General features: G+C 63.0%; 13 protein-coding genes, 2 tRNA genes and 1 other RNA gene. 3 read left to right on the top strand and 13 right to left on the bottom strand.

What is annotated here, in order from left to right; genetic code table 11:
* Positions 1-6: 6 nt before the first annotated feature.
* The 4 genes from QVN30_RS10145 to tadA all read right to left on the bottom strand — a co-directional run bounded on the left by QVN30_RS10145 (position 7) and on the right by tadA (position 4,648).
* A complete protein-coding gene (locus QVN30_RS10145) occupies positions 7-1,872 on the bottom strand; it encodes an ABC transporter ATP-binding protein (protein ID WP_289836271.1) in 1,866 nt (621 codons plus the stop codon).
* Positions 1,872-3,731 (bottom strand): ABC transporter ATP-binding protein, encoded by a 1,860-nt coding sequence (locus tag QVN30_RS10140; RefSeq protein ID WP_289836270.1) that lies wholly within the window; start codon positions 3,729-3,731, stop codon positions 1,872-1,874. Before QVN30_RS10140 ends, QVN30_RS10145 begins: the two co-directional genes overlap by 1 nt.
* Positions 3,732-3,949: 218 nt before the next feature.
* Positions 3,950-4,045: signal recognition particle sRNA small type (gene ffs / locus QVN30_RS10135), an RNA gene on the bottom strand.
* Positions 4,046-4,129: 84 nt separating this feature from the next.
* Positions 4,130-4,648 (bottom strand): tRNA adenosine(34) deaminase TadA, encoded by a 519-nt coding sequence (tadA, locus tag QVN30_RS10130; protein WP_289836269.1) that lies wholly within the window; start codon positions 4,646-4,648, stop codon positions 4,130-4,132.
* A 53-nt stretch (positions 4,649-4,701) separates the two neighbouring features.
* Here tadA and QVN30_RS10125 point away from each other — a divergent pair.
* Both QVN30_RS10125 and QVN30_RS10120 read left to right on the top strand, forming a co-directional pair.
* Positions 4,702-4,791: transfer RNA gene (locus tag QVN30_RS10125), tRNA-Ser, on the top strand.
* A gap of 139 nt (positions 4,792-4,930) precedes the next feature.
* Positions 4,931-5,821, top strand: a complete 891-nt coding sequence (locus QVN30_RS10120; protein WP_289836268.1) for a trimeric intracellular cation channel family protein — start codon at positions 4,931-4,933, stop codon at positions 5,819-5,821.
* Between the two features lie 215 nt (positions 5,822-6,036).
* Here QVN30_RS10120 and typA read toward each other — a convergent pair whose 3' ends face one another.
* The 9 genes from typA to QVN30_RS10075 all read right to left on the bottom strand — a co-directional run bounded on the left by typA (position 6,037) and on the right by QVN30_RS10075 (position 14,631).
* Positions 6,037-7,872, bottom strand: coding sequence for a translational GTPase TypA (typA, locus tag QVN30_RS10115; protein WP_204538427.1), 1,836 nt, complete (start codon positions 7,870-7,872; stop codon positions 6,037-6,039).
* A 96-nt stretch (positions 7,873-7,968) separates the two neighbouring features.
* The gene (locus tag QVN30_RS10110) at positions 7,969-8,421 is read right to left on the bottom strand and encodes a hypothetical protein (protein WP_187119114.1); all 453 of its coding nucleotides are present in this window, start codon (positions 8,419-8,421) and stop codon (positions 7,969-7,971) included.
* 97 nt (positions 8,422-8,518) lie between these two features.
* Entirely contained in the window at positions 8,519-9,094 is a 576-nt protein-coding gene (locus QVN30_RS10105) for a J domain-containing protein (protein ID WP_289836267.1), read from the bottom strand.
* A gap of 57 nt (positions 9,095-9,151) precedes the next feature.
* Positions 9,152-9,227: transfer RNA gene (locus QVN30_RS10100), tRNA-Lys, on the bottom strand.
* 60 nt (positions 9,228-9,287) lie between these two features.
* Positions 9,288-10,568 carry an aminopeptidase gene (locus QVN30_RS10095; protein WP_289836266.1) on the bottom strand — a complete coding sequence of 427 codons (1,281 nt, stop codon included), beginning with the start codon at positions 10,566-10,568 and terminating at the stop codon, positions 9,288-9,290.
* Positions 10,569-10,699: 131 nt separating this feature from the next.
* Positions 10,700-11,278 carry a hypothetical protein gene (locus QVN30_RS10090; protein WP_289836265.1) on the bottom strand — a complete coding sequence of 193 codons (579 nt, stop codon included), beginning with the start codon at positions 11,276-11,278 and terminating at the stop codon, positions 10,700-10,702.
* A gap of 18 nt (positions 11,279-11,296) precedes the next feature.
* Positions 11,297-12,175 (bottom strand): phosphoribosylaminoimidazolesuccinocarboxamide synthase, encoded by an 879-nt coding sequence (locus QVN30_RS10085; RefSeq protein ID WP_204538468.1) that lies wholly within the window; start codon positions 12,173-12,175, stop codon positions 11,297-11,299.
* Positions 12,176-12,319: 144 nt separating this feature from the next.
* Positions 12,320-13,903: a sensor histidine kinase gene (locus QVN30_RS10080; protein WP_289836264.1), complete on the bottom strand. Its 1,584-nt coding sequence runs from the start codon at positions 13,901-13,903 to the stop codon at positions 12,320-12,322.
* Complete coding sequence (locus QVN30_RS10075) at positions 13,903-14,631, bottom strand: response regulator (protein ID WP_066830656.1); 729 nt, start codon at positions 14,629-14,631, stop codon at positions 13,903-13,905. The genes QVN30_RS10080 and QVN30_RS10075 overlap by 1 nt, the downstream gene beginning before the upstream one ends.
* A 160-nt stretch (positions 14,632-14,791) precedes the next feature.
* Between QVN30_RS10075 and QVN30_RS10070 the strand changes: the two genes are divergently transcribed.
* Positions 14,792-15,358 (top strand): GNAT family N-acetyltransferase, encoded by a 567-nt coding sequence (locus tag QVN30_RS10070; RefSeq protein WP_204538418.1) that lies wholly within the window; start codon positions 14,792-14,794, stop codon positions 15,356-15,358.
* Positions 15,359-15,413: the final 55 nt, after the last annotated feature.

Genomic DNA, 15,413 nt, shown 5'->3' with positions numbered 1-15,413 from the left:
ACCACTCTACCCCTCACTGAACTGGCTGTTGTACAGCTCCGCATAGAAGCCGCCGCGCGCCAGGAGCTCGTCATGCGTGCCGCGCTCCAGAATCTGCCCGTCGCGCATGTAGAGGATGCAATCCGCGTTGCGGATCGTCGAGAGGCGGTGCGCCACCACGAAGCTCGTGCGACCGTCCATCAGCTCGTCAAAGGCGGCTTGGACCTGCAGCTCGGTGCGGGTGTCGATGCTCGAGGTCGCCTCGTCGAGCAGCAGGATGGCAGGGTCGGTCAGCATGACGCGCGCGATGCACAAAAGCTGCTTCTGGCCTGCCGAGAAGGACCCGCCGTCCTCGCCGATCACCGTGTCGTAGCCCTGCGGCAGCTGCGCGATGAACTTGTCGGCATGCGCTCGGCGAGCGGCCGCGATGACCTCCTCGCGCGTGGCATCCGGTTTGCCGTACGCGATGTTGTCGTGAACGGTGCCCTCGAACAGCCACGTATCCTGCAGCACCATGCCGAACGACCTGCGCAGGCTCGCGCGCGTGATGTCGCGCGTCTCGACGCCGTCCAGCTCAATGCGACCGGCATCCACGTCGTAAAATCGCAGCAGCAGGTTGATCAGCGTCGTCTTACCGCAGCCTGTCGGACCGACGAACGCAAACCGCATACCCGGCTTGGCGTCGATGCAAATGTCCTGCAGAAGCTTGCGGTCCTTCACATAGGAGAAATCAACATGGGACAGGCTCACGCCGCCCTGGGGATGGTCGACGACAGCAGCGTCGGCCGCATCGGGCTGCTCCTCGACGGCATCGAGCAGGGCAAACAGACGGCGTGCCGAAGCGTAGGCCGTCTGGACCTGCGTGATGACGCTCGTCACCTCGTTGAACGGCTTGGTGTACTGGTTGGCATACGACAGAAACGTCTGAACCTCGCCCACGGTCAGCGAAGCCGGCACGCCCGTGATGACGCCGACGCAACCGATAACCGCCACCACCGCATAGATGAGGTTGTTGATGAAGCGGGTCCCCGGATTGGAGAGCGAACTTAAGAACTGGGCGCGCTCGCCGGCAACATAGAGCTCGCCGTTGATGGCGTCAAAACCGTCTTGAGCCTCGTCACCATGCGCGAAGGCATCGACCAGGCGCTGATTGCCCACGTATTCCTCGATGTAGCCACCCAGCTGACCCTGCACGCGCTGCTGGTCGTTGAAGCTCCGGTTGGAAAATTTGGCGATCAGCGAAGCGGCGAGCACCGATGCGGGCGTCACGAGCACGACCACGATCGCCATGGGAACCGAGATCGTCAGCATGAACACGAGCGTGCCCACGATGGTCACCACGCCGGTGAACAGCTGCGTGAAACCTTGCAGCAGGCCATCGCCCACCTGGTCGACATCGTTGACCACGCGCGAGATGAGGTCGCCGTGCGGGTGCGCGTCGATGAACGAAAGCGGCATGCGACCGAGTTTCTCGCTCGCCTGGATGCGCATGTCGCGAACCGTCTCGTAGCAGAGACGGTTCACGCAATAGCCCTGCAGCCATTGGAACGCCGCGGCGCCGATGACGACAAGCGCAAGCACCTGCACCAGCGGCAGCAGCGCATCGAAGTCGACGCGCCCGGTATCGATGATGAGGTCGATACCGCGTCCGATCAAAATGGGCGTATACAGCTGGAGGACCACGGAGATGGCAGCGGAGACGAAGGAGATGGAGAACGAGACCGCATGCGGCCTGACATATGAAAGGAGCCTGCGCGTCACCTCGCCGGTCGACAGGCGAACGCCGCCGATCTCACCGCGCGGGGCGCCGCCGCCGTCGGCATTCAGATTATCGTTTCCCGAAACGCTGGCCGTGACCGTGGACACCGATCCGGCGGATGCATACGGATTCATCAGGCCTCACCTCCTGCCAGTTGGGGACGGACGCGCGTCGGGCGGTCGACCGCAGGCGCCGACGTGGGCGCAGCGGAGCCTCCGAGCTCTTCGCGCTTAAGCTGAGAGAGGCAGATCTCCTCGTACAGAGGGCAGTTCGCCAGCAGCTCATCATGCGTGCCGAGTCCGGCGACCTGACCGTGCGACATGACGCAGATCACGTCGGCGTCGCGCACCGATGAGACGCGCTGGCTCACGATCACCGTCGTGAGCGGCAGGCCGCCCTCGGCGGCGCTGCGCTGCCCGCGCTCGTGTATCGCGTGGCGCAGGGCGGCATCGGTCTTGAAGTCGAGCGCCGATGCGGAGTCGTCGAGAATCAAGATGAGCGGGTCGCCCACCAGGGCGCGCGCGATCGTCAGGCGCTGGCGCTGGCCGCCAGAGAAGTTCTTGCCCCCTGCCTCGACAGGTGCGTCCAGCCCTTGGGGAAGCTTGCGCACGAACTCCGCCGCCTGCGCGATCTCCAGCGCGGCCCACAGCTGATCGTCCGTCGCATGCGCATCGCGCCATGTCAGGTTGCTGCGTATGGTGCCCGAGAGCAACGATGCCCGCTGCGGTACGATGCTGACCACGTGTCGCAGCTGCTTGAGCGGCCATGCGCGCACGTCGGCGCCCATGACCTCGACGGAACCGGAACGCGTATCGTACAGGCGCAGCATCAGCGACACGAGCGTCGACTTGCCCGAACCGGTACCGCCGATCACACCGAGCGTCTTTCCGAGTCCCAGCTCGAGCGTCGCCCGGTCGATCGTGTTCACCTCGGCATCGCCGAATGCAAAGCAGGCGCCATCCATGCGTATCGCACAGGGAGCCTCGCCCGAAGCAACGGCCTCGGAGGACGGCAGGTCAACCGACTCGTTGCCCGCATCGACAATCGACGGCTCGCAGTGCAGCACCTCGTTCACACGAGACGCGCTCGCGCTCGCCTTGGTGAACACCACGACGAGGTTCGCCACGTACACGATCGACAGCAGCGTCTGCGTCATGTAGTTCACGAACGCCATGACCTCGCCCTGCGTGAGTTCGCCCGTATCCACCTGGATGCCGCCCATCCACAAGATGGCGCAGACACCGAGGTTCATGACGAGAAATGTCACCGGGTTGAGGATTGACGACAGTTTGCCGACCGCGATCGCGACGGCCGCCTGATCGTAGGCCGCATCCCTGAAGCGCTTGCGCTCGTGCTCCTCGCGCACGAACGCGCGGATGACGCGGACGCCTGAAAGCCCTTCGCGCGTAATCAACCCGATGCGGTCGAGCTTGGCCTGCATCTGCTTGAAATACGGCACGCACCGGGCCATGACAATCCAGAACACCAGGCCGATCAAAGGCGTCGAGACCAGGAAGATCAAGCCGAGCTTCAAGTCGATCAACAGCGCCGCGACCATGGAGCCGATCGCCAGAAACGGCCAGCGGATGAGCTGGCGGATACCCAGCGCCAAAGCGAGCTGGATCTGGTTGATGTCGTTGGTGATACGCGTGATAAGCGACGGGGTGCCAAATCGGTCGAGCTCCGCGTGCGAGAACTCGTTGATGCGACGGTAAAGGCGCGAACGCACCGCCGTGCCCATGCCTTGCGACGCGAGCGCCGCCATCTTCTGGCATACGAGGGTGAATCCCATGCCTACCACGGCCATCACGAACAACAGCACGCCGTAGCGAACGACGACGCCCGCGTCGTGCGAACCCACGCCCTCGTCGATCATGCGCGCGATCACCAGCGGCGTCAGCAAATCAAAGAAGACCTCGAGCAGCTTGCAGGCGGGACCGATAACGAAATACCGAACATATCCGCCCGAGAAGCGCTTGATTAGCTCCAGCATAGGCATTGTCTCCAAGCGACCGAACAACACGGTTAGGGAAACGCCGATCAATTTCTTTCGCGGCGCCCGCCACGAGGCCGACCGGCGCGAAAAGAATTGATCGGCGTTTCCCTCGCATCATCATACGCCAGATGCAGGTCGCTCAGATGTACCTCAAGGAAAGCATGACAGGAGCGTGGCCGAATCTTGACCGATCCGAAAAACAAAATGCGCCCGTGCGCTCGATGGGAACGGGTGCCCGGCAGAGGCTCCTTATGGCTGCTTCCTCCCGGACCTGACCAGATTCGGAACATATCGTCACCCGAACCCATCGAACGCGCTAGGCGCTGTTGCACTATAGTACCAGACCCCATGAATTTTTGGGGACAGTCCCTAAAATTGCATGCACGCCCCGGTGCCTATGCTTCATCGTCAGAGGTCGCGCTCGCCTTCTCTTTCTCGCGTTCCGCCTTGCGCCTTTGGCGAAGGGCGGCGAAGAACTCGCGGAGCAGACCTGCGCATTCGTCTTCCAGCACGCCTTGCGTCACCTCGAACGCATGGTTGAGGCGCGGGTCGTCGTTCACCTGGTATAACGTCCCCGTCGCCCCGCCCTTGGGATCCGGGGCGCCGAACACGCAACGGTCGATGCGCGCGTTGACCATAAGGCCCGCGCACATGAGACAGGGCTCGAGCGTAACGTAGACGGTGCAACCCGTCAGGCGCCAGCGCTTCAACACCCGGGACGCCTGCAGCATGGCGGCGAATTCGGCGTGAGCCGACGGGTCCTCCGCGGTTTCTCGCAGGTTGTGGGCACGCGCGATGATCTCGTCTTCATACACCACGACCGCACCGATGGGCACTTCCCCCAATCGCTCCGCCTTGCGCGCCTCCTCCAGGGCCTCGCGCATGTAGCGCTCGTCTGATTCGATTGTGTTCACGCACGTCCTTCCGCCGATCCGCCTTTTCGTTTGATGCTATCATTACCAATCACGGAGAGATGGCAGAGCGGTTGAATGCGGCGGTCTTGAAAACCGTTGAGCGCGCGAGCGTTCCGAGGGTTCGAATCCCTCTCTCTCCGCCACCTTGCCTTTGCACCACCTTCTGAAACCAAATATGGCTAATCCCCGCCATCGGGGTATTCAGCGGTCATGCACCGGTTCATTTCCATGTAAGATAGCGAAGGTTTTCAAGCCGCTTCTACCCTACAAGAGGATTGCCTCATGTCCGCATTGCTTTCCATCGCAACCCCCGCCCTTCTCGCTGCAAACGCCGGCGGAGGAGCTGCCAGCCAGATGGTTCCCGTCCCGATTGGATTCGAGATGCTCGCCGTCGTCACCGCTTCGGCCACCGGAGCGCTTGCCGCGCGCAAGCAGAAACTCGATCTCATTGGAGCCATATGCCTTGCGGTCGTCTGCGGTCTGGGCGGCGGTCTGCTGCGCGACATGATCCTTCAGGTCGGAAGCGTTTACTTCCTCGACCAGCCGCTCGCGCTGCCCGCATCCGTTATCACGGCGGCCATCACCTTCGTCATCCCCTCGCTTTTGGAGAAGCAGGACCGTCTTATCGCGATCCTCGATATCTTCTCCGTGGGGCTCTTTGCCGCCACGGGCGCCGATAAGGCGTACGTCTACGGATTCGAGCCGCTTATCTGCGTGACCATGGGCTTTTTCACCGCGGTCGGCGGAGGCATGATTCGCGATGTATGCCTGGGACGCACGCCCGCTATCTTTCAACCGAGCAATTTCTACGCTGTCGCCGCCATCGGCGGCGCTGTCGCCTACGTGGTCCTTGTGGATATGGACATCTCCAACATCATCGCGTTGATCATCTGCGTCGCGACGACCATGCTCTTGCGCTTCATCTCGCTCGCCTACGACATCAAGAGCCCGGCCGACATGGATATCGCTGAGGCGATCCATCGGTCACGGCGCCGCACGCGCACCACGACGCGCCCCGAAACCACCAACCGCTCCATCGAGGAGCTCGAGGGTCGACGCGAGCGCGTTCAAGCCGATATCGCACGTCGCCGCCATCGCGAAAGCAAGAAAGCGGCCCTCGATCGGCTCAAGCGGCATCGCCAGCAGCGCGAGCATCGGCGTCTCGATCTCTAAACTGACCGTATTGGTCGCTTTTCCGGCGCAATGTCGATTTCCCAAAACAAAAAAAGGGACTTTTGTTTTCTCGGGCTCTCCGACAGGGATGAAAACATAAATTTTTATTATTACTAATAAGCAACACAATATTCCGTGAAAAAGCGCCCTATCCCCACGGTGGGGATAGGGCTCTTCTCAATAGCGAATACGCATTCTACCAGGTAAAGCGCTTCTTACTTGCCGCTCATGGCGCGCGCGGCGGCCTTCTTGCGGTCGGTTGCGTTCAGCAGGCGCTTGCGCAGGCGGATGTTCTTGGGCGTAATCTCAACCAGCTCGTCATCGGCGATGTACTCCAGTGCCTCCTCAAGCGAGAAGGTGCGCGGCGGAACGAGCTGAACCGCGATGTCCGCCGTAGAAGAGCGCTGGTTGCCCAGGTTCTTGGTGCGCGCGATGTTGACGACCATGTCACCGGGCTTGGAACGCTCGCCCACGATCATGCCCTCATAGCACTCGGTACCGGGCTCGACGAACAGCTGGCCACGCTCCTGCAGCGTGCCGAGCGCGTAGGCCACCGCCTTCTCGGTCGTCATGGAGATCATGGCGCCGTTGTTGCGGTTGCCGATCTCGCCGGCATAGGGACCATACTCAAGGAAGGTGTGGTAGAACACGCCCTCGCCGTGGCTCACGTTCATGATGCGGTTCTTCAGGCCCATGATGCCGCGCGTGGGGATGCGGAACTCGATATGCGTCACGGTGCTGCCCGTCTGCATGTTGGTCATGGTGCCACCGGCATTACCGAACACCTCGATGACCTTGCCCGCGTACTCGTCAGGGCACTCGACAACGGCCTGCTCGATCGGCTCCATGCGGTTGCCGTCCTCATCCTTCTTGATCAGGACGCGCGGACGGCCGACCTGGAACTCAAAGCCCTCGCGACGCATGGTCTCCATGAGCACGGACAGATGCAGGATGCCGCGACCGGAAACCTCCACGCCGCTCTTGTCGGGCAGCTCCTCGATACGCATGGTCACGTTGTTCTCGCGCTCGTTGAACAGGCGCTCCTTGAGCTGACGGGCACCGACGATATCGCCGTCGCGACCCACGAGCGGGGAGGTCGACGCCTCGAACACGATGGACAGCGTGGGCGGATCGATCTCGATCGGGTCGAGCTCCACGGGGTTCGCGGGGTCGGTGTACACGTCGCCGATGTCGGTGGAGTCAACGCCGACCACGGCCGCGATGTCGCCCGCGCCGACCTCGGTGCACTCGGTGCGGCCGAGGTAGTCGAACGTGAACAGCTGCTTCACGGTCGCCATGGCGCGCTCGCCGTCGTTTTTGACCACGAGGATCTGATCGCCGGCATGAATGGTGCCGGAGTACACGCGACCGATACCGATGCGACCCACGTAGCTGGAGTGGTCGACCGTCACGCACTGCATGGCCAGGGGGCCGTCGACGTCGACGTCGGGCGCCGGCATGTCGTCCAGGATCATGTCGAGCAGCGGGTACATGTCCATGTTGCCGTCTTCGGGATCAAGGCGGGCGAAGCCGTTCATGGCGCTCGCATACACCACGTGCTCCATGGCAAACTCGAGCTGCTCGTCGGAAGCGCCCAGATCCGCCATGAGGTCGAGGCAGTCGTTGTACGCCTTCTCGGGGTTGGCGCCGTCGCGGTCGATCTTGTTGATGACGATCATCACGCGCAGGCCGCAGTCGATGGCGTGACGCAGGACAAAACGGGTCTGGGGCATGGGGCCCTCGAACGCATCGACCAGAAGCAGGGCGCCGTCGGCCATGCGCAGCACGCGCTCGACCTCGCCGCCGAAGTCGGCGTGGCCGGGCGTATCGATGACGTTGATCTTCACGCCCTTGTACTCGATGGAGATGTTCTTGGCAAGAATGGTGATGCCGCGCTCGCGCTCCTGGTCGTTGGAGTCGAGCACGCGATCCTCGACCTGCTGGTTGGCACGGAACGCATCCGTGGCGCGCAGCAGCTTGTCGACCAGCGTCGTCTTGCCGTGGTCGACGTGTGCGATGATGGCGATATCCCTCAGGTTATCAACGCGCATATGTCCCTCTTCCTCACTGCAGCACGCATGCCCAATCGGTGGGCGTGCGATATTCTCGGTAATCGGTTTGAAAAAACGTATATATAGTAGCGGACCTTAGAAGAGCGCGGGCTCTTCACCTGCAGGTTCAGGGTCGCTCCACATAAAGTTGTCTTTGGCGCCAACGCCGTCGTAGAGCACGTAGGCCGAAAAACCCGTCGCAAGCCCCCGCTCGTAGAAGCTCACGAGCACCGCGTTCTCATAGGCCCCGTCGATCTCGACGCATCCGGTGCACGCAATCGCATAGCGCTCGAGCTTGCCCACGCCGTCGCTGGACACGCCGTGCGCCGCATGCTCGGTCACAAACGCCTGCGCGGCGCTCAGGCAGGCCTCCTCACCGTCATCGGTGAAGACGACCTCGTATCGGTTGCACGCCTTGTCCTCAACGCACACGACAACTCCCGGATCATCGCCCTCGGCAAGCGCGTCGAGAAACATGCCGATCACATCGCAGGTCATCTCGTCGAGCTCGGGTGAGACGGTGCTGGTCGTCTGGTTGTTCTGGGGCATCGCACGCATCCTCTCGCGCAGGCAATCGTATGGTCTAACCGTTTATTCTACCGCGTATCCCGGCCATGCTGCACAGGGCGGCAATCAAACCCGCAGGTTACAGATTCGCCGCATCTTCAGCGATCTTGCGAGCGGCGTCGCGTGTCTGGAGCAGCTCGCGCGAACGCTTCTGCAGCGCATCGACCTGGCTGGACAGTATGACGGCATCGATGACGCCCCACACGGCCACCATCGAGGCGATGGAGCCGATCGTCGCCCCGAAGCCGCCGGCAAAACGCATCCGCAGGCAGACGAACGCGACCACCACGGCCACGCCGGCCATGACGAGCATCGAGCGGCGCCGTTCGCGCATGGTGCGCAGCTGCGCCACCACCGAGAGCCGCGCGGTCTCCGCAGCGTTCGCGCGGGCCGTTGCCTCGAACGCGATCGATGCGGGAGATGAGGCCTGGGGGGCAGACGGGCGGCGCGCCGAGGACCGCGCCCCCTTGAGCAGCACGTCGCGGGCCTCGTTGATGGCGCGCATCTGCTGCTCGGCGCGTTCGCGAAGACGCTTGTTGTCGCCGTACTTGTCCGGATGGAGCATCTGTGCGAGCTCGCGATAGGCGGCCGCGATCTCCTCGCGGCCGGCACCCGTCGACAACCCGAGCACGCTCAGTGCCTCGTCGCGCGTCATGCGTCCTCCTCGAATACCTATGAAAAGACCCCGTCGCCGGGGTCTTTTACATACATATGGTGGGCCGTTAGGGGTTCGAACCCTAGACCTTGGGATTAAAAGTCCCCTGCTCTGCCAGCTGAGCTAACGGCCCGCGAATGGCATTGTACCACGTCGGCCGCACATTGCCGTCCACGTTGGCACGCGAGGCAAACTACTCCCAGCTCCACTGGCCGTTCACGAACACGGGGATCTCCGTGCCGTCGGCGCAGACGCCCATGATGTCGAGGTCGTCGGTGCCGATCATGAAGTCCACGTGGGTGCTCGACGTGTTGACGCCGCGCTCGCGCAGCTCCTCGGTCGTCATGCCGTACCCGCCCTCGTAGCACTCGGCGAATCCGATGCCGAGCGCCAGATGGCAGCTCGCGTTCTCATCGTACAGCGTGTCGTAGAACAGCATCTCGCTTTCGCGGATGGGCGTGTTCTTGGAGATGAGCGCGACCTCGCCAAGACGGCGAGCGCCCTCGTCGGTTGCAAGGATACTCGTGAGCGCGTCCTTGCCGATCACCGCGTCGTAGTCGACCACGCAGCCACCCTCGAAGCGCAGCCAGAAGCGATCGATCTTGTTGCCATGGTGGATGAGCGGGAGCGCGGAGTACACGATTCCGTCCGCCTTCTCGCAGTCCGGCGAGGTGAACACCTCCTCGGTCGGGATGTTCGGGAAGAACGGGTGGCCATCCGGCGTCTCGCCGCAGCCTCCCGCCCACAGATGGCGGTCGGTCAGACCGACTGTCAGGTCCGTGCCGTTATCCGCCGTGTAGTGCAAGGCAACGAAGCGCTTCTCGTTCAGGAAGCGCAGGTTCTTCTCGAACGTCGCGTTGTGCAGCTCCCAATCGCTTTCGGGATCCGCGCCGTCAGCACGCGCGACGGACAGGATCGCGCACCACAGGCGATAGATGGCGACGTCGTCCGGCACGCCGGGGAACACGTGCTTCGCCCATGCCGCGACGGGAGCGCCCGCGATACACCAGGGGTTGATGTTGAAATCGAGGCCGCGGCGGAAAGAGCGGCACTGGGTGTTGCGGGCCTTGGAGGCTGCGGCGGGCTTTGCGGGATCGATGCCCTTGAGCGCCTCGGGGTCGGCGCCCTCGACAAAGATGAAGCAGGCTCCCGCCTCCGCGAGCGAATCGAGCTGGATGCGCTGCCACTCGGGCGTCTGCTCGAAATACGCGGTCTCGACGTTCTCATAGGTCATGCGCGTCACCGCATCGTCGTTCCAGATGACCGTCACGTGGCCGGCTCCAGCCGCGTAGCCGTGCTTGACAAGCAGGCGCACGAACTCGCAGGTCTCCACCGGCGCCTGGACCACCATCTCCTGACCGGGCTTCACGTTCACGCCCGTGCGCACAATCAGGTTCGCGTAGCGATCGATCTGCGGTGCGAGCGCCTTGATGCCGGCACGGGCCTCTTCGGCGGTCAGCTCGGCTCTATCCATGGTTCCTCCTATCAATCACGCGCACGCGCGGGCCCAAAAAAAGGGGCACGTCGCGCTCAGGCGACGCACCCCATATTCCATCCATGTTGCCGACAGGATGCCGGCCCTTGTGCACGTCGCCTCCGGCGCAGCTACTTCTTTTTCTTGGCCTCGCGCTTGGCGCGATCGGCGGCAGTAGCCTCTTCGATCAGCGCGATCTGCTTGGCCTCGGACATGCCCTCGGCACGACGGCGGGCGTCGTTGCGCAGCGGGCGGATGCGCACGATATCGTAGATGAACGCCGCGATGATGCAGACGTACGCGATGACCAGGCCCACGATCTGGACGGGCCGGGCAATATCGGCAGCACCGGTATCGATGCCCAGCAGCACGAGCCACACGGCCAGCGTGGCGACCAGACCCACGGCAAGCAACACCCAGAACACCCTGCGTCGGCTCTTGTAGTCGGGCTCGCCTTTGAGAAGCTCGTTCGAGACCGCGTAGATGCGATCCTCCTGAAGGCGCTGCTCGCGCCTGCGGGCGCGCTTCTCCTCGCGAGAGAGGCCCGCCAGGGACTCGCCGCGCTCGGCCTGCTTGCGCTTCTCCTTGGCGGAAGCCGGGACGACGCGCACAGACGAAGCGGCCGCGCGCGCCGGCTTGGCGGAACCTGCCGACTTGCGCGTGAATCCGGTCATGTCGCCGGACTGCTGCGCCTGGCTACGCTTGTTCATGGGGTTGCGGGTACTCACTTACTTGTTCTCCTTCATGGACCTGAACGCGGTGCCCGTGATGATCTCATAGGCCTCGCGGTATTTGGCCGAGGTCTCCTCGATGACGTAGGCGGGCAGCTGCGGCGCGTCACCGGTCATGTCCCAGTTGGCGAGCAGCCAGTTGCGCAGGTACTGCTTGTCGTAGCTGGACTGGACCTTGCCCTCTTCGTACTCGGCGGCCGGCCAGAAGCGGCTGGAGTCCGGAGTCAGGCACTCGTCGATCAGCGCCACCTTGCCATCGATCAGGCCGAACTCGAACTTCGTGTCGGCGATGATGATGCCGCGCGTCGCCGCGTAATCGGCAGCTGCGGAGTAGATCTTGATGGACAGGTCGCGAAGCTGGCTGGCGATGTCCTCGCCCACGATGTCGCAGCAGCGCTCGTAGGAGATGTTCTCGTCATGGTCGCCGATATCGGCCTTGGTGGAAGGCGTGAACAGCGGCTCGGGGAGCTTGGAGGCCTCGGTCAGGCCGGCGGGCAGCTTGATACCGCACACGGTGCCGTCCTGGTCATAGGTCTTCTTGCCGCTGCCGGTCAGATAGCCGCGGACGATGCACTCGATCTTGATGGGCTCTGCCTTCTTGACGAGCATGGCGCGGCCGGCCAGGTAGTCGCTGTAGTCGGCGAACTCCGCCGGGAAGTCCTTCACGTCGATCGAGACCACGTGGTTGGGGACGATGTCGGCGAACTTATCGAACCAGAACGCGGAGATGCGGTTCAGCACCTCGCCCTTATACGGAATCTCGTTCGGCAGAATATAGTCGAACGCCGAGATGCGGTCGGATGCAACCATGAGCAGGTTGTCGCCGGCATCGTAGATATCGCGAACCTTGCCCTGGGAATCCGGACGACGCTCCATCGAAGTCACGCTGGTCAACTCCTTAACCTAGATATACGTTCTCCCACACCGGAGGTGCCGATGTGCAACTGGCCTGCTCGGAGCGGCAGAAACTCGCCCGCACGGGGCGGGCGCGAGTATCTCCTTGACCGACAGGAGCACAGTCTAGTGTTTCATTGTACTTGAAGGCGCTTCGGGTGCATGCTCACGCGGAAGATGAATCGTAAAAGTCGTACCCTTTCCAAGTTCCGACTCCACGGAGATGAACCCGTGATGGCGCTCGACGATCTGCTTGGTCACCGCAAGGCCGACACCCAGTCCGCCCGCCTCGCGCGCACGGCTCGCATCGGCGCGCCAGAACCTTCCGAAGATGCGCGACAGATCCTCCTTGGCGATGCCGATACCCGTGTCGGCGACCGAGATGAGCACGTCCTTTCGGTCGAGCATGACCGACGCGACCACCCAGCCGCCCTCCGGCGTGTAGCGCATGGCGTTGGAGAGCAGGTTGATGATGGCCTGCGTGATCATGTCGGGATCGATCTCGATGGTGGCGCCGCGGCCACCCGTCTCATCGGCAAAGCGAAGGCGCAGGTCGCGCTGGACGAACAGCTGCTCTTGGGAATTCACGATGTTGCGCGCGAGCGCGACGACGTCCACCGGCTCGAGGTTGAGCGGGGCCGTGCGGTTTTCCATACGGGAGAGGTCGAGCATCTGCTGCACGAGGCGCGCCAGGCGGCGCGTCTCCGATGCGACCGTCTCAAGGTGCTCGGAATCGGTAGGATAGACGCCGTCTTGCATGGCCTCGACGGTGGCGAGCATGGCCATCAGCGGCGTGCGCAGCTCATGGGCCACGTCCGACGTCAGGCGGCGCTCGTGCTTCAGGTCCTTCTCGAGCGAGGTGGCCATCTCGTCGAACGTCTCGCCCAGCTGGTCTATCTCGTCGTCTCCGCGCATGGCCGTGCGCGCGGACAGATCGCCGTCTCGGATCTGCTTGGCCGTGCCCGTGATGCGGCGAATGGGCTTCACGAGGCTGCGCGACACCAGAAGACCGACGAGCAGCGCAATCACCACGGCCACGAACGCGGCGATGACCATGGCGTTGAACGTACGATCGCGAAACGCCGCATCGGCCTTGGTGAGCAGCACGTCGCTGCCCATGACCCACAGGCGCACCGAGCCGACGTTCTCGCCGTCGCTCGTGACGATCTGCTCGGTCACCGCGCCCTCGGCATCGGTCGGCGCCGTGGACACCAGGCTGTGCGCCTGCGCGGGCCAGCTCTCGTCATCGCTCTCCTCGCCGGAGGACCCTTCTTCCCTGAGGCGCTTGAGCTCGGCGGCGACCGGGGCGGCGGGCCACGTGTCGTCGTACAGGATGGTGCCGTCGGTATCCATCACCTGCAGGCCGATGTCATCCGATGTCATGGTGGAGTCGCTCAGCGAAGCCAGGTCGGAGAGGCTCCATGAGCCCTTGGTCTCATAGATGCTCGCAAGCTTCTGGCTCGTGAGCTGTGCGATCTCGGTCACGTTGGCGCGCGTGTACTCGGAAAACACGCCGCCCCACACCACCGAGACCACGCAGACCATGATCAGCACGGTCATGAGCGAGGTCAATGCGAACGAGAGCGCCATGCGCGTGCCGTAGCTCATATGCGTGCGGGAATCGGAACGAGGCGTGTTCCAGCTCGCACGGGAACTCGCCTCGGTGTCCTGTTTATTCTTCTGTTCGGTAACCAAGCGTGCCGGAAGCATTACTTGCTGGCGTCCTCATCTTTCTTGGGTTGCTGCGGGGCCTCAAAACGATAGCCGACACCGTGCACGGTGAACAACCACTTGGGTTTCTTGGGATCGTCGCCCAGCTTGGCGCGCAGGTTCTTCACATGGCTGTCGATCGTGCGCTCGTAGCCCTCGAAGTCGTAGCCCAGAACCTTCTCGACCAGCTCCATGCGGTTGTACACGCGGCCCGGATGGCGGGCGAGCGTAGTGAGCAGCTTGAACTCGGAAGCCGTGAGGTCGACCTCGCGGCCCTCAACCAAAATCTTATGGCCGGAGATGTCGATGACCAGATCGCCGAAGTCGAGCACCTCGACCTGGGGCTCATCGGCCAGATGCGTGCGGCGGAACAGCGCGCGCACGCGGGCCACGAGCTCGCGCGGCGAGAACGGCTTGATGAGGTAGTCGTCGGCGCCGAGCTCCAGGCCGATGATGCGGTCCTCGACCTCGCCCTTCGCGGTCAGCATGATGATGGGCACGTCGGAGGTGTCGCGGATGGCACGGCACACGCGCTCGCCGGAGAGCTTGGGGAGCATGAGGTCGAGCACGATCAGATCGAACTGATGCTTCTCGAACTCCTCGACGGCAGACTGGCCGTCACCCACGCCGACAACCCAATACCCCTCGCGCTCGAGATAAGCGGCCACAGCATCACGAATTGCCTTCTCGTCTTCGACTAGCAGAATCTTTCTTGCATCCGAAGCCATTTCAGGCCCCTTTCTTCTCGCGTCCGGGACGTATTCGTTCATTCTAACGCACATTGTGCTCATTGCTGATTATGTGCACGCCAACATGCCCGTCAAATGACGAGCGCCGGCGGTTGCAGTACATTATTCCCACTGAGCCGTATTTCTACCAGGAGACATCATGGCCTACCAAATTCGCACCGCAACCCCAGCGGACGCCGAGCGCCTGCTCTCGATCTACGCACCGTTTGTGACCGATACCGTCGTGTCCTTTGAGTTCGAAGTCCCGAGCCTCGATGAGTTCCGACGCCGCATCGAGGCAACCGGCAAAGACTTCGCCTACCTCGTCGCCGAGGACGCTGACTCCGGCGACATCGCGGGATACGCCTACTACTCTACGTTGAGGAGCCGCCCGGCATATCAGTGGGCCGCCGAGACATCCATCTACCTCAATCCGGCCCATCAGGGCCGCGGGCTGGGGTCCACCCTGCTCCACAAGCTCGAGGAGCTCATGGCCGCGCAGGGCATAGCGCTCGCCGTCGCCTGCATCACATCCGAAAACACGGGGTCGATCGCGTTTCACGAACGCCTGGACTACCGCATCTGCGGCACATTCGACAACTGCGCGTTCAAGCTCGGGCGCTGGCTTTCGGTCACGTGGATGGAAAAGCAGCTTCTCCCCTGCGACGCGGCGCCCCAGCCACGAGGCCCGCTCTCACCGGAAACCATTGCCTCGATCCTCGCATAGCGTCCGGTCGCCCGGATGGGTCCTTTGGGGACAGGTGCGGTTTTGTAGACGACAT

The sequence above is a fragment of the Collinsella ihumii genome, from assembly GCF_030385545.1.
GTDB lineage: Bacteria > Actinomycetota > Coriobacteriia > Coriobacteriales > Coriobacteriaceae > Collinsella > Collinsella ihumii.
This window is presented reverse-complemented; position numbering and strand designations above follow the sequence as displayed.